At 60.7% G+C, this 19059-nt stretch carries 17 protein-coding genes; 12 read left to right on the top strand and 5 right to left on the bottom strand.

The genetic code is table 11. The features are described 5' to 3' along the window. Window positions 1-31: 31 nt before the first annotated feature. Complete coding sequence (gene serA, locus ACA057_RS29905) at window positions 32-1261, bottom strand: phosphoglycerate dehydrogenase (RefSeq protein ID WP_102616101.1); 1230 nt, start codon at window positions 1259-1261, stop codon at window positions 32-34. Between the two features lie 204 nt (window positions 1262-1465). Here serA and ACA057_RS29900 point away from each other — a divergent pair, with 204 nt between their 5' ends. The 4 genes from ACA057_RS29900 (at window position 1466) to ACA057_RS29885 (ending at window position 5661) form a co-directional block, all read left to right on the top strand. Beyond that, window positions 1466-2860 carry a D-2-hydroxyglutarate dehydrogenase gene (locus ACA057_RS29900; RefSeq protein WP_497344541.1) on the top strand — a complete coding sequence of 465 codons (1395 nt, stop codon included), beginning with the start codon at window positions 1466-1468 and terminating at the stop codon, window positions 2858-2860. 36 nt (window positions 2861-2896) lie between these two features. Then, a complete protein-coding gene (locus ACA057_RS29895) occupies window positions 2897-3562 on the top strand; it encodes a fumarylacetoacetate hydrolase family protein (protein ID WP_007995532.1) in 666 nt (221 codons plus the stop codon). Window positions 3563-3698: 136 nt separating this feature from the next. After that, a complete protein-coding gene (locus tag ACA057_RS29890) occupies window positions 3699-4628 on the top strand; it encodes an SdiA-regulated domain-containing protein (RefSeq protein ID WP_497344538.1) in 930 nt (309 codons plus the stop codon). 115 nt (window positions 4629-4743) lie between these two features. Continuing rightward, complete coding sequence (locus ACA057_RS29885) at window positions 4744-5661, top strand: SdiA-regulated domain-containing protein (protein ID WP_497344536.1); 918 nt, start codon at window positions 4744-4746, stop codon at window positions 5659-5661. A gap of 126 nt (window positions 5662-5787) precedes the next feature. Here the strand turns inward: ACA057_RS29885 and rpiA are convergent, their stop codons facing one another. Beyond that, complete coding sequence (gene rpiA / locus ACA057_RS29880; RefSeq protein WP_497344534.1) at window positions 5788-6462, bottom strand: ribose-5-phosphate isomerase RpiA; 675 nt, start codon at window positions 6460-6462, stop codon at window positions 5788-5790. A gap of 281 nt (window positions 6463-6743) precedes the next feature. On the opposite strand from rpiA, the gene ilvA reads away from it, so the two are divergent. Both ilvA and ACA057_RS29870 read left to right on the top strand, forming a co-directional pair. After that, a complete protein-coding gene (ilvA, locus tag ACA057_RS29875; protein WP_497344532.1) occupies window positions 6744-8258 on the top strand; it encodes a threonine ammonia-lyase, biosynthetic in 1515 nt (504 codons plus the stop codon). Between the two features lie 39 nt (window positions 8259-8297). After that, complete coding sequence (locus ACA057_RS29870) at window positions 8298-8723, top strand: DUF2269 domain-containing protein (RefSeq protein ID WP_497344530.1); 426 nt, start codon at window positions 8298-8300, stop codon at window positions 8721-8723. Window positions 8724-8817: 94 nt separating this feature from the next. Here the strand turns inward: ACA057_RS29870 and ACA057_RS29865 are convergent, their stop codons facing one another. Next, window positions 8818-9474, bottom strand: a complete 657-nt coding sequence (locus ACA057_RS29865) for a histidinol-phosphatase (protein WP_497344528.1) — start codon at window positions 9472-9474, stop codon at window positions 8818-8820. Between the two features lie 143 nt (window positions 9475-9617). Here ACA057_RS29865 and ACA057_RS29860 point away from each other — a divergent pair, with 143 nt between their 5' ends. Beyond that, window positions 9618-10097 carry an RNA pyrophosphohydrolase gene (locus ACA057_RS29860; protein ID WP_007945562.1) on the top strand — a complete coding sequence of 160 codons (480 nt, stop codon included), beginning with the start codon at window positions 9618-9620 and terminating at the stop codon, window positions 10095-10097. Between the two features lie 22 nt (window positions 10098-10119). Then, window positions 10120-12399 carry a phosphoenolpyruvate--protein phosphotransferase gene (ptsP, locus tag ACA057_RS29855; RefSeq protein ID WP_497344526.1) on the top strand — a complete coding sequence of 760 codons (2280 nt, stop codon included), beginning with the start codon at window positions 10120-10122 and terminating at the stop codon, window positions 12397-12399. A 113-nt stretch (window positions 12400-12512) separates the two neighbouring features. Here ptsP and ACA057_RS29850 read toward each other — a convergent pair whose 3' ends face one another. Further along, window positions 12513-13259 carry an NRDE family protein gene (locus tag ACA057_RS29850; RefSeq protein ID WP_497344524.1) on the bottom strand — a complete coding sequence of 249 codons (747 nt, stop codon included), beginning with the start codon at window positions 13257-13259 and terminating at the stop codon, window positions 12513-12515. A 134-nt stretch (window positions 13260-13393) separates the two neighbouring features. Here ACA057_RS29850 and ACA057_RS29845 point away from each other — a divergent pair, with 134 nt between their 5' ends. The 3 genes from ACA057_RS29845 (at window position 13394) to ACA057_RS29835 (ending at window position 16102) form a co-directional block, all read left to right on the top strand. After that, on the top strand, window positions 13394-14176 hold the full coding sequence (locus tag ACA057_RS29845) for a sulfite exporter TauE/SafE family protein (protein ID WP_497344522.1): 783 nt from the start codon (window positions 13394-13396) through the stop codon (window positions 14174-14176). Window positions 14177-14259: 83 nt separating this feature from the next. Further along, window positions 14260-15066: a prolipoprotein diacylglyceryl transferase gene (gene lgt / locus ACA057_RS29840; RefSeq protein ID WP_497344520.1), complete on the top strand. Its 807-nt coding sequence runs from the start codon at window positions 14260-14262 to the stop codon at window positions 15064-15066. A 64-nt stretch (window positions 15067-15130) separates the two neighbouring features. Continuing rightward, window positions 15131-16102, top strand: a complete 972-nt coding sequence (locus ACA057_RS29835; protein WP_497344518.1) for a thymidylate synthase — start codon at window positions 15131-15133, stop codon at window positions 16100-16102. A 127-nt stretch (window positions 16103-16229) separates the two neighbouring features. Here the strand turns inward: ACA057_RS29835 and cadR are convergent, their stop codons facing one another. Next, window positions 16230-16679, bottom strand: a complete 450-nt coding sequence (cadR, locus tag ACA057_RS29830; RefSeq protein ID WP_157712529.1) for a Cd(II)/Pb(II)-responsive transcriptional regulator — start codon at window positions 16677-16679, stop codon at window positions 16230-16232. An 84-nt stretch (window positions 16680-16763) separates the two neighbouring features. Between cadR and ACA057_RS29825 the strand changes: the two genes are divergently transcribed. Further along, window positions 16764-19055: a heavy metal translocating P-type ATPase gene (locus ACA057_RS29825; RefSeq protein WP_497344515.1), complete on the top strand. Its 2292-nt coding sequence runs from the start codon at window positions 16764-16766 to the stop codon at window positions 19053-19055. The last annotated feature ends 4 nt before the right edge of the window (window positions 19056-19059 follow it).

Genomic DNA, 19059 nt, shown 5'->3' with positions numbered 1-19059 from the left:
GGGGCTCCTTTTTTTGTCGCTCAAGTCGCTATCAGAACAACACGCGGCAACGAATGGTGCCGTTGATGTGCTGCAGCTTCTCTTGCGCCATTTCCGAGTACTCGGCGTCTACGTCGATAACCACGTAGCCGACTTTCTCGTTGGTCTGCAGGAACTGACCGGAAATGTTGATACCGTTTTCGGCGAAGACCTTGTTGATCTCGCTCATCACACCCGGGATGTTCTCGTGGATGTGCAGCAAACGGTGCTTGCCAGGGTGAGCCGGCAGCGCCACTTCCGGGAAGTTGACCGAGGACACCGACGTACCGTTGTCGCTGTACTTGACCAGTTTTTCGGCCACTTCCAGACCGATGTTGGCCTGCGCTTCAGCGGTGGAACCACCGATGTGCGGGGTCAGGATCACGTTGTCCAGGCCACGCAGCGGGCTTTCGAACTCTTCTTCGTTGGAGCGAGGCTCCACCGGGAATACGTCGATGGCCGCGCCGATCAGGTGCTTGTCCTTGATCGCGTCCGCCAGGGCTTGCAGTTCGACCACGGTGCCGCGAGCGGCGTTGATCAGGATGCCGCCCTTCTTGATGGCACGGATTTCCTTCTCGCCGATCATCCACTGGGTGGCAGCGGTTTCCGGAACGTGCAGGGTGACGATGTCGGACATGCCCAGCAGTTCGTGCAGGTTGCCGACCTGGGTCGCGTTACCCAGTGGCAGCTTGGTCACGGTGTCGTAGAAGTACACCTGCATGCCCAAGCCTTCCGCCAGGACCGACAGTTGCGTACCGATCGAGCCGTAACCGACGATACCCAGCTTCTTGCCACGGATTTCGAAGGAGTTGGCCGCGCTCTTGATCCAGCCGCCACGGTGGCAGGAGGCGTTCTTCTCAGGGATGCCGCGCAGCAACAGGATCGCTTCGGCCAGCACCAGCTCCGCCACGGAACGGGTGTTGGAGTACGGTGCGTTGAACACCGCGATGCCGCGTTCGCGAGCCGCGTTGAGGTCGACCTGGTTGGTGCCGATGCAGAAACACCCGACAGCCACGAGCTTTTTCGCGTGATCGAAGATCTCTTCGGTCAGTTGAGTGCGGGAGCGAATGCCGATGAAGTGCGCATCAGCGATCTTTTCCTTCAGCTGGGCTTCCGGCAGAGAACCTGTGAGGTACTCGATGCTCGTGTAGCCCGCCGACTTGAGAACGTCGACAGCCGATTGGTGGACGCCTTCGAGAAGAAGGAACTTGATCTTGCTCTTATCGAGAGAAGTCTTGCTCATCTGCGTAAACCTGTATCCCGGAGAAAAATGGCAGGAAATGGTCAACAGACGCTGACCCGAACGGCAAGAAAGCCGTTACCGCAGAACAGCCGTTGGGCACTATGCTGCGGGGTCGGTATGCTAGCATATGCACCCCGCTAAACACTCATTCCTGCGACGTGAAGCGTTCTCAGGATGACCATGAATTGTTCGAGAGTTCTGTCGATGACCAATCCTGTCCTGATTGAAGAGCTGAAGACCCTGGTCGAGCCTGGCAAGGTGTTGACCGATGCCGACTCCCTGACTGCTTACGGCAAGGATTGGACCAAGCACTTCGCCCCGGCTCCGAGCGCCATCGTGTTTCCCAAGACCACCGAACAGGTCCAGGCCATTGTCCGCTGGGCTAATGAGCACAAGGTCGCGCTGGTGCCGTCCGGCGGTCGCACCGGGCTTTCTGCTGCTGCCGTGGCGGCGAATGGTGAAGTGGTCGTCTCGTTCGACTACATGAACCAGATTCTCGATGTGAACATGACCGATCGCACCGCCGTTTGTCAGCCGGGCGTGGTCACCGAGCATTTGCAGAATGTCGCCGAAGAAAAAGGCCTGTACTACCCGGTGGATTTCGCTTCGGCAGGTTCCAGCCAGATTGGCGGCAATATCGGTACCAATGCCGGCGGGATCAAGGTCATTCGCTACGGCATGACCCGTAACTGGGTCGCAGGCATGAAAGTTGTCACCGGCAAGGGCGATGTGCTGGAACTCAACCGCGACCTGATCAAGAACGCCACCGGCTACGATTTGCGTCAGCTGTTTATTGGCGCTGAAGGCACGCTCGGTTTCGTGGTCGAAGCGACCATGCGTCTGGACCGGGCCCCGAAAAACCTCACCGCGATGGTCCTCGGCACCGCCGATTTCGACTCGATCATGCCGGTGCTGCACGCATTCCAGAGCAAAGTCGATCTGACCGCGTTCGAATTCTTCTCCGATAAAGCCCTGGCGAAAGTCATGGCGCGTGGTGATGTGCCGGCACCGTTCGAAACCGATTGCCCGTTCTACGCGCTGCTGGAATTCGAAGCGACCACCGAAGAAGTGGCCAACCACGCGTTGGAAACGTTCGAACATTGTGTCGAGCAGGGTTGGGTGCTGGACGGCGTGATGAGCCAGAGCGAAACCCAGCTGCAAAATCTCTGGAAGCTGCGCGAGTACATCTCCGAAACCATTTCCCACTGGACGCCGTACAAGAACGACATTTCGGTCACTGTGTCGAAAGTCCCGGCGTTCCTCAAGGAAATCGATGCGATCGTCGGCGAACACTACCCTGACTTCGAAATCGTCTGGTTCGGCCACATCGGCGACGGCAACCTGCACTTGAACATCCTCAAGCCAGAAAACCTCAGCAAGGACGAGTTCTTCGCCAAGTGCGCGACCGTCAACAAGTGGGTGTTCGAAACCGTCGAGAAGTACAACGGTTCGATTTCCGCCGAACATGGCGTGGGCATGACCAAGCGTGATTACTTGACCTACAGCCGTTCGCCGGTTGAGATCGAGTACATGAAAGCCGTCAAAGCGGTCTTCGACCCGAACGGCATCATGAACCCGGGCAAAATTTTCGCTGTTTGACTGTTGAATTCAAGCGCTACGAAACAGGAGTCGGTAATGAGCTATCAGCACCAGTATGTCGACGGTACGCGTATTCACTTCCCACTGGGAAAAGTGGTGTGCATCGGCCGTAACTACGCCGAACACGCCAAGGAACTGGACAACCCGGTGCCTACCGAACCGCTGCTGTTCATCAAGCCAGGCAGCTGCGTGGTGCCGCTGGAAGGCGGTTTCAGTATTCCGACCGAACGGGGTTCGGTGCACTACGAAGCGGAAATCGCCGTGTTGATCGGCAAACCGTTGTCGACCAAGCCGAGCCGCGAAGAGGTGCTCGACGCCATCTCCGGTTTCGCCCCGGCCCTGGACCTGACCCTGCGCGACAAGCAGGCCGAGCTGAAATCCAAGGGCCTGCCCTGGGAAATCGCCAAGTCCTTCGACGGTGCGGCAGTGATTGCACCGTTCGTGTCCGGCAGCACCTTCGCCGACCTGACTGACATCGGCATTCGCCTGACCATCAACGGCGAAGTTCGCCAGGATGGCAACAGCAGCGCGATGCTCAACCCGATCGTGCCGATGATCCAGCACATGGCCGGCTGCTTCTCGCTGCAGGCCGGTGATGTGATCCTGACCGGCACGCCGGTGGGCGTCGGTCCGCTGAACGTCGGTGACGAAATTGTCCTGGAGCTGCCAGGCGCCAGCCGTTTCACCAGCAGCGTGCGCTAAACCAACGCAAAACCCCTGTAGGAGCTGGCTTGCCAGCGAAAGCGGCCGGTCTGCCAACATCATCGTTGAAGTTGATGGCCTCTTCGCTGGCAAGCCAGCTCCTACAAATACCTGAATTTCTGGAACGCATTCCCCGATGGCCACCCAACCGCTGCCCACGCTGAAATCTGCCCGCCGCTCACGCTTTGCCATGCGCTGGTATTCCTGGCTTTTGCTGGTGGCCGCCGCCGCGTATGGCCTTGCGTTTGCGATGCATTGGGATGACCGTGGCGTGCTTTGGGTATTGGAGCGCTTCGAAAGCCCAGCCGAACGCCAGGAGAGTATCTGGCTGCCGGATTACCGGGCGGTGATCGACGCCAAGCTGCTGCCGGGCATGGAAAAGGACGAAGCCTCGGACCTGGCCTACGATCCACAGACCAAAACCCTGTTTTCGGTCATGGGTAAAAATCCGTTCCTGGTTGAACTGACCTTGCAAGGCGATGTGCTGCGTAAAATGCCGCTGGTAGGCTGGAGCAACCCGGAAGGGGTGACGGTGATGGGCAACGGTCTGTTGGCCATCGTCGATGAGCGCGAGCACCTGCTCTCTATCGTCAAAGTCGATGCCGACACCCGCGAGCTCAACATCGCCAGCTTCCCGAAATACGACCTCGGCCCTTCAAAAGACCAGAACAAGGCCTTCGAAGCCATCGTCTGGGACGCGCGCAATCAGCAGATGTTGCTGGGTGAAGAACGTCCACCGGCGCTGCTCACCTGGAAAAGCACCGACGGCCAGACCCTCACCGGCGACAAGCAGAAACTCGCCAGTGACGAACTGGACATCCGCAACCTGTCAGCCCTGGCCATCGACCCACGCACTGGCCACACCCTGGTGTTGTCTGCCGATTCGCACCTGTTGCTGGAACTGGACGAGAAGGGCGAACAGGTCAGTTTCATGACCTTGCTGGGTGGCTTCAATGGTTTGAAGAAGACCATTCCCCGCGCCGAAGGCGTGACCATGGACGAGGCGGGCACGCTTTATATGGTGAGCGAGCCGAACCTGTTCTACCGTTTCGAAAAGCAGCGCTGACCTGAATTTGTAGGAATGTCGATGCTTTGTTGTAGGAGCGGGCTAATGGCCATTAAGCTTCAATTCAGACAGGCGTGATATTTCATCCGCCTGTCTTGAATCCGAGCCCGCCCTAATGCGTCGATTTGCCCGTCCCAAACCCCTGTTACTGGTCCTGTCGGTGATCGCACTGATCGTGTTGATCGCAATCGGTCAGTACCTGCGCCTGTTCGAACGCGCCTGGTTCAATCTGCAGACGGCCTGGCAACCCATGAGCACGCTGTCCATCGGACTGGATCAGTATCAGGTCGCTGTCGAGGCGCGCGTCATCGAGGGCCTGGACGACGATGTGTCGGCACTGACCTTCGATCCGGTGCGCAAAAGCCTGTTCACCGTCACCAACAAAAACTCCGAGCTGATCGAGCTGTCGCTGGACGGGCAGATTGTTCGGCGCGTCGCGCTGGTCGGCTTCGGCGATCCGGAGGCGGTGGAATTCATCAGCGCCGACACGTACGTGATCACCGACGAGCGCGAGCAGCGGCTGATCAAGATTCATCTGGAAAAGGACACCACCTTCCTCGACGCGGCGGATGCCGAGCAGATGACCCTCGGCGTGCACATGAGCGGCAACAAGGGTTTTGAAGGGTTGGCTTACGATTCGGTGGGCAAGCGGCTGTTTGTCGCCAAGGAGCGCGACCCGATGCTGATCTACGAAGTGCAGGGTTTTCCCCATTACAACCCGGAAAAATCCTACGCGGTGCACGTGGTCAACAACCCCAAGCGCGATGCCGGGATGTTCGTGCGAGACCTGTCGAGCCTGCAATACGATGAGCGCAGCGGCCATCTGCTGGCGCTGTCGGATGAGTCGCGGCTGATTCTGGAACTGGATGTGGACGGGCGACCGTTGAGCACCATGTCGTTGAACAAGGGCCGTCAGGGGTTGCGCAAGACCGTGCCGCAAGCAGAAGGGATCGCCATGGATGACGACGGCACGATGTACCTGGTCAGCGAGCCGAACCTGTTTTACGTCTTCAAGAAACCAGCGCAACCCTGACCAACACCCCAAAAACTGTGGGAGCGGGCTTGCCCGCGATAGCGGACTAACATTCAACAATGATGTTGAATGTGATGCCCTCATCGCGGGCAAGCCCGCTCCCACAGATTTATCGGCGTGTCTGAATTACTCGGCGCGCAGGGTTTTCACGCCTTCGCTGGTGCCCAGCAGCAGCAAGTCGGCCGGACGCGCTGCAAACAACCCATTGGTGACCACGCCCACAATCGCGTTGATCTGCGTTTCCAGCTCCACCGGGTTGGTGATCTGCATGTTGAACACGTCGAGGATGATGTTGCCGTTGTCGGTCAGTACGCCTTCCCGATAAACCGGGTCGCCGCCCAGCTTCACCAGCTCGCGGGCCACGTGGCTGCGGGCCATCGGGATCACTTCCACCGGCAGTGGGAACGCGCCGAGCACCGGCACCAGCTTGCTGGCGTCGGCGATGCAGATGAAGGTCTTGGCCACGGCCGCAACGATTTTCTCGCGGGTCAGGGCTGCGCCGCCGCCCTTGATCAGGTTCAGGTGCGCGTCGCTTTCGTCGGCGCCGTCGACGTAGAACTCCAGGTCGCTGACCGTGTTCAGCTCATACACCGGAATGCCGTGGCCCTTGAGGCGCGCTGCGGTGGCTTCGGAACTGGCGACCGCGCCGTCGAATGCGCCCTTGTGCTGGGCCAGCGCGTCGATGAAGCAGTTGGCGGTGGAGCCGGTGCCGACCCCGACGATGCTCTTGTCGTCGAGTTTCGGAAGGATGAAGTCGACGGCGGCCTGAGCCACTGCCTGTTTGAGTTGATCCTGGGTCATGCGGGCTCCGAGGTGCCGAAGAGGGGAACGAAAGGCCGGCATTATAGGCGTCGGGGCGGGGAAGGTCATTGTCCGATTGGCAGGTCGTGACGATTGCCTGAACCCCGTCACGGTTACCTGTAGAATCGAGGCTTGCCCGCGAAGAGGCCGTCACATCCAGCATAAATGTTGACAGTAAGATCGCTTTCGCGGGCAAGCCCCGCTCCTACAGGTGTGGTCGTGCGGCCGGAAGGCGGGTTAGACTCCTTGGCCCTGCCCAACCCGCTCAGTGATGCTTTCCGATGCTCGAACAGTACGTCAAAAAGATCCTCACCTCGCGCGTTTATGACGTTGCCGTAGAAACCCCATTGCAGACTGCTCGCCAGCTCTCCGAGCGGCTGGGCAATCATATCTGGCTCAAGCGTGAAGACTTGCAGCCGGTGTTCTCGTTCAAGATTCGCGGCGCTTACAACAAGCTCACGCAGCTGAGCGACGAAGAACGCGCTCGCGGCGTGGTCACCGCTTCGGCGGGCAATCACGCGCAAGGCCTGGCCCTGGCGGCCAAGGTGTTGGGCGTGAAAGCCACCATCGTCATGCCCAAGACCACGCCCGAGATCAAGGTCGAAGGCGTGCGCTCCCGTGGCGGCAAAGTGGTGCTGCACGGCGATTCGTTCCCCGAAGCCCTGGCCTACTCGCTGAAACTGGTCGACGAAAAAGGCTACGTCTACATTCACCCTTACGATGATCCGCACACCATTGCCGGGCAGGGCACGGTGGCGATGGAGATTCTGCGACAGCACCCTGGGCGCCTGGATGCGATCTTCGTCCCGGTGGGCGGCGGCGGGCTGATCGCCGGCATCGCGGCGTACGTGAAGTACCTGCGCCCGGAAATCAAAATCATCGGCGTCGAACCGGACGATTCCAACTGCCTGCAAGCCGCCATGGCCGCTGGCGAGCGTGTGGTGCTGCCGACTGTGGGCCTCTTCGCCGATGGCGTCGCCGTGGCGCAGATTGGCCAGCACACCTTCGACATCTGCAAAGACTATGTCGATGAGGTGATCACCGTCAGCACCGACGAGATCTGCGCGGCAATCAAGGACATCTACGACGATACCCGCTCGATCACCGAACCTGCCGGCGCCTTGGGCGTGGCCGGGATCAAGAAGTACGTCGAGCTGAACGGCGTCACCGGGCACACCTTCGTGGCCATCGACTCCGGCGCCAACGTCAACTTCGACCGCCTGCGCCATGTCGCCGAGCGTGCCGAACTGGGCGAGGGCCGCGAGGCGATCATCGCCGTGACCATCCCCGAGAAGCCGGGCAGCTTCAAGGCGTTCTGCGAAGCCATCGGCAAGCGCCAGATCACCGAATTCAACTACCGCTACAACACCGGCAGCGAAGCGCACATTTTCGTTGGCGTGCAGACGCATCCCGATACCGACCCACGCAGTGCGCTGATCGCCAGTCTTAGCGATCAGGGTTTCCCGGTGATCGACCTGACCGACAACGAACTGGCCAAGTTGCACATCCGCCACATGGTCGGCGGCCGAGCGGCGCATGTGGTCGATGAAGTAATTCTGCGCTTCGAATTCCCGGAGCGTCCGGGCGCGCTGTTCAACTTCCTCAACAAGCTCGGCGGGCGCTGGAACATCTCGATGTTCCACTACCGCAACCACGGTGCGGCGGATGGCCGTGTGGTCGCCGGCCTGCAAGTGCCTCACGACGAACGTCATCTGGTGCCGGCAGCGCTGGAAGAAATCGGCTACCCGTACTGGGACGAAAGTGACAACCCGGCCTATCAGCTGTTTCTCGGCTGAACGGCTACGCTGATGGGCAGGCTATAAGGAACTCGAACAATGGAAACGTTAACCGCCCTGAAAATGGCGCACACCGCAGCGACGGCAATATTGTTGGGCTGCGCACTGGGCTTGGCGATATGGGTTTGGCAAACACGGCGTAGTGGCGACGCGACGGCGGCGGGCCGCACCTTGCAGCGACCGCGAGTGTTTGTCTGGCTGTTGATGGGGCTGGCCTTGGTGAGCATGCCGTTCACCGGTTGGTGGATGGTGCACCTGGTGGGCTGGCCGTTGGGGCAGACCTGGTTGCTGGCTTCGAGTGTGCTGTACACCGTGGCAGCGTTGGGCTGGTTTTGGTTGCTGGTGCGGCTTAACAAGCTGCGCACCGCGCCGGGAGGCAACGGCAAATTCACCTTTGCCTTGGCGCTGTTCAGTTTTGTCTGCTTTATCGCCATTGCCGGGCTGATGGGCGCCAAGCCGGTTTAAGGCTTGAGATCGATTCGACCCAATCGCTGGCAGGCCAGCTCCCACAGGAAAACGCCATTCCAATGTGGGAGCTGGCCTGCCAGCGATGGCGTCTTCAGTCGCGCAGACTGATCACTGGCCAGCCACGCTTCTGGGCTTCAGCGCGCAGGTTCGCGTCCGGATCGACCGCGATCGGATGCGTCACCTGCTCCAGCAGCGGCAAATCATTCATCGAGTCGCTGTAGAAATAACTGTCGTCCAGCGAAAACCCGGTCTCTTCCAGCCAACGATTCAACCGCGTCACCTTGCCTTCACGGAAGCAGGGCACGTCGGTGCTGCGCCCGGTATATCGGCCTTCGAGCATTTCACATTCGGTGGCAATCAGGGTTTCGACGCCCAGGCGCTGGGCAATCGGCCCGGTGACGAAGCGGTTGGTGGCGGTGATGATCACCAGTTTGTCGCCGGCGTCACGGTGCTTGGCCAGCAGTTCGATAGCCTTGGGCAGCACGATCGGTTCGATGCAGTCGCGCATGTAATCCAGGTGCCACTGATCCAGCACGGCCATCTCGGTGCGACCGAGCACTTCCAGGCAGAAGTTCAGGTACGCATCGTTATCGAGCTTGCCGGCCAGGTAATCCTGGTAAAACTCGTCGTTGCGTGCCTTGTAGGCGACGGCGTCGAGGAAGCCGCGTTCGCACAGGTAATCGCCCCAGGCGTGGTCACTGTCACCGCCCAGAAGCGTGTTGTCCAAGTCGAATAAAGCCAGCCGCATTGCAGTTACTCGCTGAAAAGTCTGTAGAAAGGCGTCCAGAATACGGACTTTTCACAAGAGTGCACATAAGGTTGGCCGGCTCGTTGCTGCTTTCACAACCTTTGTGGAACAATGCGGCGACATGCGTTTGCGAGGTTGTTGCCGTGATCGACCCCGATGGTTTCCGCCCCAATGTCGGGATCATTCTCACGAATGATGCCGGCCAGGTGCTATGGGCTCGCCGTATCAATCAAGATGCCTGGCAGTTTCCACAGGGAGGTATCAACCCCCAGGAGACGCCGGAAGACGCCTTGTACCGCGAGTTGAACGAAGAAGTGGGCCTGGAACGCGAAGATGTTGAAATTCTCGCCTGCACCCGGGGCTGGTTGCGCTATCGTTTGCCGCAACGTCTGGTCAGGACGCACAGCCAACCGCTGTGCATCGGCCAGAAACAGAAATGGTTTCTCCTGCGCCTGATCTCCAACGAGCAGCGGGTGCGGATGGATTTGACCGGTAAACCGGAATTCGATGGCTGGCGCTGGGTCAGTTATTGGTATCCGTTGGGCCAGGTGGTGACATTCAAGCGCGAAGTGTATCGACGCGCTCTCAAAGAGCTTGCCCCGCGCCTTTTAACGCGCGACTGACGACGGAGTTCGACCCCGAGCCATGCTCAATACGCTGCGCAAGATCGTCCAGGAAGTTAACTCCGCCAAGGATCTCAAGGCGGCGTTGGGGATTATTGTGTTGCGCGTCAAAGAGGCCATGGGCAGCCAGGTCTGCTCGGTCTACCTGCTTGACCCTGAGACCAACCGCTTCGTGCTGATGGCCACCGAGGGCTTGAACAAGCGCTCGATCGGCAAAGTCAGCATGGCACCCAACGAAGGTCTGGTCGGCCTGGTCGGCACGCGTGAAGAACCCCTGAACCTCGAAAACGCCGCGGATCACCCGCGCTACCGCTACTTCGCCGAGACCGGTGAAGAGCGCTACGCCTCGTTCCTCGGGGCGCCGATCATTCACCACCGCCGCGTCGTCGGCGTGTTGGTCATTCAGCAAAAAGAACGTCGCCAATTCGATGAAGGTGAAGAAGCCTTCCTCGTGACCATGAGCGCGCAGCTCGCCGGTGTTATCGCCCACGCCGAGGCCACCGGTTCGATCCGTGGCCTGGGTCGTCAGGGCAAGGGCATCCAGGAAGCCAAGTTCGTCGGTGTGCCGGGTTCGCCGGGTGCGGCGGTCGGTACGGCGGTGGTCATGCTGCCACCGGCCGATCTGGACGTGGTGCCGGACAAGACCATCACCGACATCGAAGCCGAGCTCGGGCTGTTCAAGACTGCCATCGAAGGCGTGCGCGCCGACATGCGCGCCTTGTCCGCCAAACTGGCAAACCAGCTGCGCCCGGAAGAGCGCGCGCTGTTCGACGTCTACCTGATGATGCTCGACGATGCCTCGCTCGGCAGCGAAATCACCACCGTGATCAAGACTGGCCAGTGGGCCCAGGGCGCTCTGCGTCAGGTGGTCACCGAGCACGTCAACCGCTTCGAATTGATGGACGACGCCTACCTGCGTGAGCGCGCCTCGGACGTCAAGGACCTTGGCCGGCGCTTGCTGGCGTACTTGCAGGAAGAGCGTCAGCAGACGCTGGTCTACCCCGACAACACCATTCTGATCAGCGAAGAACTGACGCCGGCCATGCTCGGCGAGGTGCCGGAAGGCAAGCTGGTCGGTCTGGTTTCGGTACTCGGTTCCGGCAACTCCCACGTGGCGATCCTGGCGCGCGCCATGGGCATCCCGACGGTGATGGGCCTGGTCGACCTGCCGTACTCGAAAGTCGATGGCATCCAGATGATCGTCGACGGCTACCACGGCGAGGTCTACACCAACCCCAGCGAAGTGCTGCGCAAGCAGTTCGCCGAAGTGGTCGAGGAAGAGAAGCAACTGGCCCTCGGGCTGGATGCGCTGCGGGACTTGCCGTGCGTGACCCTCGATGGCCACCGTATGCCGCTGTGGGTCAACACCGGCCTGCTGGCGGACGTGGCGCGGGCGCAGAAGCGCGGCGCTGAGGGCGTGGGCCTGTACCGCACCGAAGTGCCGTTCATGATCAACCAGCGCTTCCCGAGTGAAAAAGAGCAACTGGCGATTTATCGCGAGCAACTCGCCGCGTTCCACCCGCAACCGGTGACCATGCGCAGCCTGGACATCGGCGGTGACAAGTCGCTGTCGTACTTCCCGATCAAGGAAGACAACCCGTTCCTCGGCTGGCGCGGCATTCGCGTGACGCTCGACCACCCGGAAATCTTCCTGGTGCAGACCCGCGCCATGCTCAAGGCCAGCGAAGGCCTGAACAACTTGCGAATTCTGTTGCCGATGATCTCCGGCACCCACGAGCTGGAAGAAGCCCTGCACCTGATTCACCGGGCCTGGGGCGAAGTGCGCGATGAAGGCTGTGACGTGCCGATGCCGCCGATTGGGGTAATGATCGAAATTCCGGCGGCCGTGTATCAGACCAAGGAATTGGCGCGGCAAGTGGACTTCCTGTCGGTCGGTTCCAACGACCTGACCCAGTACCTGCTGGCGGTGGACCGAAACAACCCGCGAGTGGCCGACCTCTACGACTACCTGCACCCAGCGGTCCTGCAAGCGCTTCAGAGTGTGGTGCGTGATGCCCATGCCGAGGGCAAGCCGGTGAGCATCTGCGGCGAGATGGCCGGTGACCCGGCGGCGGCGGTGCTGTTGATGGCGATGGGCTTCGACAGCCTGTCGATGAACGCCACCAACTTGCCGAAAGTGAAGTGGATGCTGCGCCAGATCAACCTGAGCCGGGCCAAGGAACTGTTGGCGGAGTTGATGACCATCGACAACCCGCAAGTTATCCACAGCTCGCTGCAACTGGCGCTGAAGAACCTTGGGTTGGCGCGGATGATTAATCCGGCTTCGGTCAAGACCCTTTAAACGGCTGGTGGCCGCATCGCGAGCAGGCTCGCTCCCACATTGGATCTGTGATCGACACAATCCCCTGTGGGAGCGAGCCTGCTCGCGATGCGGCCAGTCCTGACGACAGCGACCTAAACCCTGACGTCTACTTCCCCAAGATGCCCGCCATACGGCCCGAAACTCCTTTCGACCATATGCCGCGTGCCATCCGCCTGAACAATCAACGCCGTACTCGCCCGCGTCCCATAAGTCGGACTGGCAATAAACACACTCGACAGCAACGTCTCCGTCGCCAGGCCCACCCCGGTGTCCGGCAGCTCGGCAAACGGTGCCGTCTGCGAATCGTTCAAAATCGCCAATAGCGCCTCAGGCTGCGGATCGTCCAGCACTTCCTCCAGTGCTGCCCGCGCCTTGAGCAGCTTCGGCCACGGCGTATCCAGCCCGGCGTTCGACAACCCGTAAACCCCCGGCGGCAACATCACCGCCTCAGTCTCCCGGGCATTGAAGTGCCACAGCTCGTTGGCATTGCCGACCAGCAGGTTAAACCCGGCATATTCCACCGAACGTCCGACAACGTCGTTCAAATAGTCATCAATCGGCATGTCGCCGGTGAGAAATCGCGCCACCAGTTCACCTCGCGACTTTCGCGCGGGCGGTTGATGGGGATCGCGGATATTGGTCAGCGCGGCGAAGCGGCCATTGGCGCCGACACCGAGCCAAGTGCCGCCGGCCTCCAGGTCGCGACCGGCATGAACGTGCGGGGCTTCGGGCCATTGCGCCAGGGGCCGGCTCGGCCGGGCGTAGAACTCGTCGCGGTTGGCGGCAACGATCAGCGGCTGCGCGTGGCCGGGTCGCCAGGCGAAAACAATCAGGCACATAAGGTGGTCCTTGTGTGTTTTTTGCCCACTCTACGCAGTCATCGTCTGTCGATCCATCGCCTTGCACAGTAGAGCTTGAGGCCGTGCATCCGTTACCATGCCGCTCCGGTTTTGGGGATGGGCGGGGAAACACCATGGAATTTCTGCTCTATCTGGCGCTGGGCGCCTGCGCAGGCGTGCTGGCCGGGCTCTTTGGCGTCGGCGGCGGGATCATCATCGTCCCGGTGCTGGTGTTCAGTTTCACCTTGCAGGGTTTCGATACGTCGATCCTGACCCACCTGGCGGTCGGTACGTCCCTGGCCACGATCATCTTCACCTCGGTCAACGCGGTGCGCGAGCATCACCGCCGCGGCGCCGTGCGCTGGCCGATCTTCGCCTGGATGACCCTCGGCATTCTGATTGGCGCCGGGTTTGGCGCGCTGACCGCTGAAGCGATCTCCGGCCCGAACCTGCAAAAAATCATTGGCGTGTTTGCGCTGATCATCGCCGTGCAACTGGCGTTGGACTTCAAACCCAAGGCGAGCCGAACGGTGCCGGGAAAAGTCGGTCTGACCGTGGCGGGCACTGTGATTGGCTGGGCCTCGGCGATCTTCGGGATTGGCGGCGGCTCACTGACCGTGCCGTTCCTGACCTGGCGCAGCGTGCCGATGCAGCAAGCGGTGGCGACCTCGTCGGCCTGCGGCCTGCCCATCGCCCTGGCCAGTGCATTAAGTTTCATGATTCTGGGCTGGCACGATCCGTTGCTGCCGGCCCATAGTCTCGGTTTTATTTATTTGCCGGCGCTGCTGGGGATCGCCCTGACCAGCATGGTCTTCGCCCGCTTCGGTGCGCGGCTGGCGCACAATTTGTCGCCACGCTTGCTGAAACGTCTGTTCGCCGCTTTGCTGTTCTGCGTGGGCCTGAGCTTCCTGCTCTAGCACGCGGCGCAATCCTGGCTTAATCCTGAGGTGGCAGCGTCGCCCGGGAATTTTGAAGCTTTCAACTCTAACGAGGAGTCGCAATGCTGCCTTACCCGCAGATCGACCCGGTGGCCCTGGCCATCGGTCCGCTGAAAATCCACTGGTACGGCCTGATGTACCTGATCGGCATTGGCGGCGCCTGGCTGCTGGCGTCGCGCCGGTTGAACCGCTTCGACCCAACCTGGACCAAGGAGAAACTCTCCGACATGGTCTTCTGGATGTCGATGGGCGTTATCGTCGGCGGCCGTTTGGGTTATGTGCTGTTCTACGATCTGAGTGCTTACATCGCCAACCCGCTGTTGATCTTTGAAGTGTGGAAGGGCGGCATGTCGTTCCACGGCGGGTTCATCGGCGTGATGCTGGCCGCGTTGTGGTTCGGTAAAAAGAACGGCAAGTCGTTCTTCCAGCTGATGGACTTCGTTGCACCGATGGTACCAATCGGTCTGGGCGCCGGACGTATTGGCAACTTCATCAACGCCGAATTGTGGGGCAAGGCCACCGATGTGCCGTGGGCGATGGTCTTCCCGACCGATCCGGCGCAATTGGCGCGTCACCCGTCGCAGCTGTACCAGTTCGCCCTGGAAGGTGTGGCACTGTTCGCCATCCTCTGGTTGTTCTCGCGCAAACCGCGGCCGACCATGGCGGTGTCCGGGATGTTCGCGCTGTTCTATGGCATCTTCCGTTTCATCGTCGAATTCGTCCGCGTGCCGGATGCGCAGCTGGGCTATCTGGCCTGGAACTGGCTGACCATGGGTCAGGTGCTGTGCGTGCCGATGATCGTCGGCGGGCTGTTCCTGATCTGGCTGGCGTACCGCCGTGCCCCGGCGGCTCCAGCCGCGGCGGTCTAACAAGCAGGCGCTAAAAATTCGAACCCCGGTGCGACGGCTCCGGGTTCAAGGACACAGGTAATTCATGAAGCAATATCTCGAACTGGTCGCCCACGTCATCAAGAACGGCACCAAACAGGCCAACCGCACCGGCGTCAACACCATCAGCTTTCCCGGCGCGATGCTGCGTTACGACCTGAAGGAAGGTTTCCCGGCGATCACCACGCGCAAGATGGCCTTCAAATCGGCCATTGGCGAGATGTGTGGTTTCCTGCGTGGGGTGAACAACGCCGCCGAATTCCGCGCGCTGGGCTGCAAGGTCTGGGATCAGAACGCCAACGAAAACGCCCAGTGGCTGGCCAACCCGTTCCGTCAGGGTGAAGACGACCTCGGCGAAATCTACGGCGTGCAATGGCGCAAATGGCCGGCGTACAAGCAGATCCCGGTCAGCAACCAGGCCGCCATCGAACAGACCCTGAAGCAAGGCTATCGCCAGATCGCGGAAGGCGAGGAAGACGGCCAGGCCTACGTGGTGCTGTACAAGGCGATCGACCAGATTCGCCAGTGCATCGACACCATCATCAAGGACCCGGGCAGCCGCCGCATCCTGTTCCACGGCTGGAACGTTGCCCAGCTCGATGAAATGGCCTTGCCGCCGTGCCATCTGCTGTACCAGTTCCATCCGAATGTCGAGACCAGGGAAATCTCCCTGACCCTCTACATCCGCTCCAATGACCTGGGCCTGGGCACGCCGTTCAACCTCACCGAAGGCGCCGCGCTGCTGAGCCTGATCGGACGCCTGACCGGCTACACGCCGCGCTGGTTCACCTATTTCATCGGCGATGCGCACGTCTACGAAAACCACCTGGACATGCTCAACGAACAGCTCAAGCGCGAGCCGTTCCCGATGCCGAAACTGGTCATCAGCGACCGTGTGCCGGAGTTTGCCAAGACCGGCGTGTACCAGCCGGAGTGGCTGGAGTTGATCGAACCAAGCGATTTCTCGCTGGAAGGCTACGAACACCACGCGCCAATGACCGCGCCAATGGCGGTCTGACAATCTGCACGCAATCCCCCTGTGGGAGCTAGCCTGCTAGCGATAGCGACGGCACATCCAATAATGATGTGACTGAAAAACCGCGATCGCTAGCAGGCTAGCTCCCACATTGGGTTCTGTGGTGGGCTCAATGGCCGTGACTGCGGCCCACGTGGGAATGCTCCACTTCCGTCGCCACAACCCCGCCGCTGACTTCCAGCCGCTGCAAAATCCCGCACTGTTCGATATCCGGCCCTTCGCCACAGCGTTGGCGCAGGTCGAGCAGCTGTGCTTGCAATGCCAGCAAGCCATCGATCCGTGCCTTGACGTGGTGGATGTGTTCGTCGATCAGCGCATTGACGCTTTCGCACTGATCCTGCGGGCTGTCGCGCAAGGCCAGCAGGCTGCGGATTTCCTCGAGGGTCATGTCGAGGGTGCGGCAGTTGCGGATGAAGGTCAGGCGTTCGGCGTGGGCCTGGGTGTAGACGCGATAGTTGCCGTCGCTGCGGGCCGGCTCCGGCAGCAGGTTTTCGCGCTCGTAGTAGCGGATGGTTTCCACGGCGCAGTCGGTGAGTTTCGCCAGTTCTCCGATCTTCATGACGGCCATCTCCAAATGGGTGCTTGACCCTATAGTGGCTACAGGGTCTTTACTTGGCAACAGGCACCTTTATGGACGCGACCAATGAGCGATTCCCTTCACACCCACAAACCCGAGGCTGATCACGATCACGATCACGATCACGATCACGATCACGATCACAGCCACAAGCTGCAGCCTGTACAGAAACATGACCACGGCAGCCACGGGGATTCCTGCTGTTCCGCCAAAGTGGCGGCACCGTCGCTGATCAAGTTGAGCGAAACGCCGACTGCTAGCGCACGGCTCAGCAGTTTCCGCATCGATGCCATGGACTGCCCCACGGAACAGACGCTGATCCAGAACAAACTGGGCAAGCTCGCGGGTGTGCAACAACTGGAATTCAACCTGATCAACCGGGTGTTGGGCGTGACCCACGACCTGCCGAGCACCGCGCCGATCATCGACGCCATCAAGTCCCTCGGCATGCAGGCCGAGCCACTGGAGCAGGGCGTTGAAGCGCCAGCCCCGGCGCCCGAGAAAAAGCCCTGTTGGCCGTTGGCGCTGTCCGGCGTTGGCGCACTGGCGGCCGAAGTCATTCACTTCACCGACGCTGCACCGAACTGGGTGGTGGCGGTCATTGCGCTGGTCTCGATCCTCAGCGGCGGCCTCGGTACGTATAAGAAGGGCTGGATCGCCCTGAAAAACCTCAACCTGAACATCAACGCGCTGATGAGCATCGCGGTGACGGGCGCGATCCTGATCGGTCAATGGCCGGAAGCGGCGATGGTGATGTTCCTGTTCACCGTGGCCGAGTTGATCGAAGCCAAATCCCTGGACCGCGCGCGCAACGCCATCGGCGGCCTGATGCAGATGACGCCGGAGCAGGCGACGGTGCAGCAGGCTGACGGCAGCTGGATTGAACAAGACGTCAAAACCATCGAACTGGGCGCGCGAGTGCGAGTGCGCCCCGGCGAGCGAATCGGTCTCGACGGCGAAGTGGTGTCGGGCAACTCGACCATCGACCAGGCGCCGATCACTGGCGAAAGCCTGCCTGTCGAGAAAACCGTGGGCGACAAAGTGTTCGCCGGCACCATCAACCAGGCGGGCTCACTGGAATATGCCGTGACCGCCGCAGCGAACAATTCGACCCTGGCGCGCATCATCCACGCCGTCGAACAGGCTCAAGGCGCGCGGGCGCCGACCCAGCGTTTCGTCGACAGCTTCTCGAAAATCTACACCCCGGCGGTGTTCATCCTGGCCCTGGCAGTCGCGGTGATTCCGCCGTTGTTCATGGGCGCGGTCTGGTTCGACTGGATCTACCGGGCCTTGGTGTTGCTGGTGGTGGCTTGCCCATGTGCGCTGGTGATTTCTACGCCAGTGACCATTGTCAGCGGCCTCGCGGCAGCGGCGCGCAAAGGCATTCTGGTCAAGGGCGGCGTCTATCTGGAGGGCGGTTACAAGCTCGATTACCTGGCGCTGGACAAGACCGGCACGATCACCCACGGCAAACCGGTGCAGACCGATTACCTGTCCCTTGACCAAACCGCCGAGCAAACAGCCCCGGCCATTGCGGCGGCGCTGGCCGGTCGTTCGGATCACCCGGTGTCGTTGGCCATCGCCAACGCGGCTGTGGATAAACAATTCACCTCGGTCGTTGTGGATAACTTCGAAGCGCTGGCCGGTCGTGGGGTACGCGGCGACATCAACGGTCAGACCTACCACTTGGGCAACCATCGTCTGGTGGAAGAGCTGAACCTGTGCTCGCCGGCGCTCGAAGAAAAGTTGTTCGCGCTGGAAAAACAGGGCAAGTCCGTGGTGCTGCTGCTCGATCAATCCGGCCCCTTGGCGCTGTTCGCCGTGGCGGACACGGTGAAAGAGTCGAGCCGCGAGGCGATCCAGCAACTGCACGATCTGGGCATCAAAACCCTGATGCTCACCGGCGACAACGTGCACACCGCTCAGGCGATTGCCGCGCAAGTCGGCATCGACGAGGCCAAGGGCGATTTGCTGCCGACCGACAAGCTGCAAGCCATCGAAGCGCTTTATGCACAGGGCCACAACGTCGGTATGGTCGGCGACGGCATCAACGACGCCCCGGCATTGGCACGGGCCGAGATCGGTTTCGCCATGGCCGCAGCGGGTACCGATACCGCCATCGAGACCGCCGATGTCGCCCTGATGGACGACGATTTGCGCAAGATCCCGGCGTTCATCCGACTGTCGCGGCAGACCTCAAGCATCCTCAAGCAGAACATCGCCCTCGCATTGATCATCAAGGCGATCTTTCTTGGGGTAACCTTCGCCGGGATCGCCACCATGTGGATGGCGGTGTTCGCCGACATGGGTGTGAGCCTGTTGGTGGTGTTCAACGGTTTGCGCCTGCTGCGTAAATAAAGGA

The sequence above is a fragment of the Pseudomonas sp. LBUM1661 genome, from assembly GCF_059695925.1.
The sequence above is the reverse complement of the archived record's forward strand: the minus strand, read 5'-3'. Positions and strand labels throughout refer to the sequence as shown.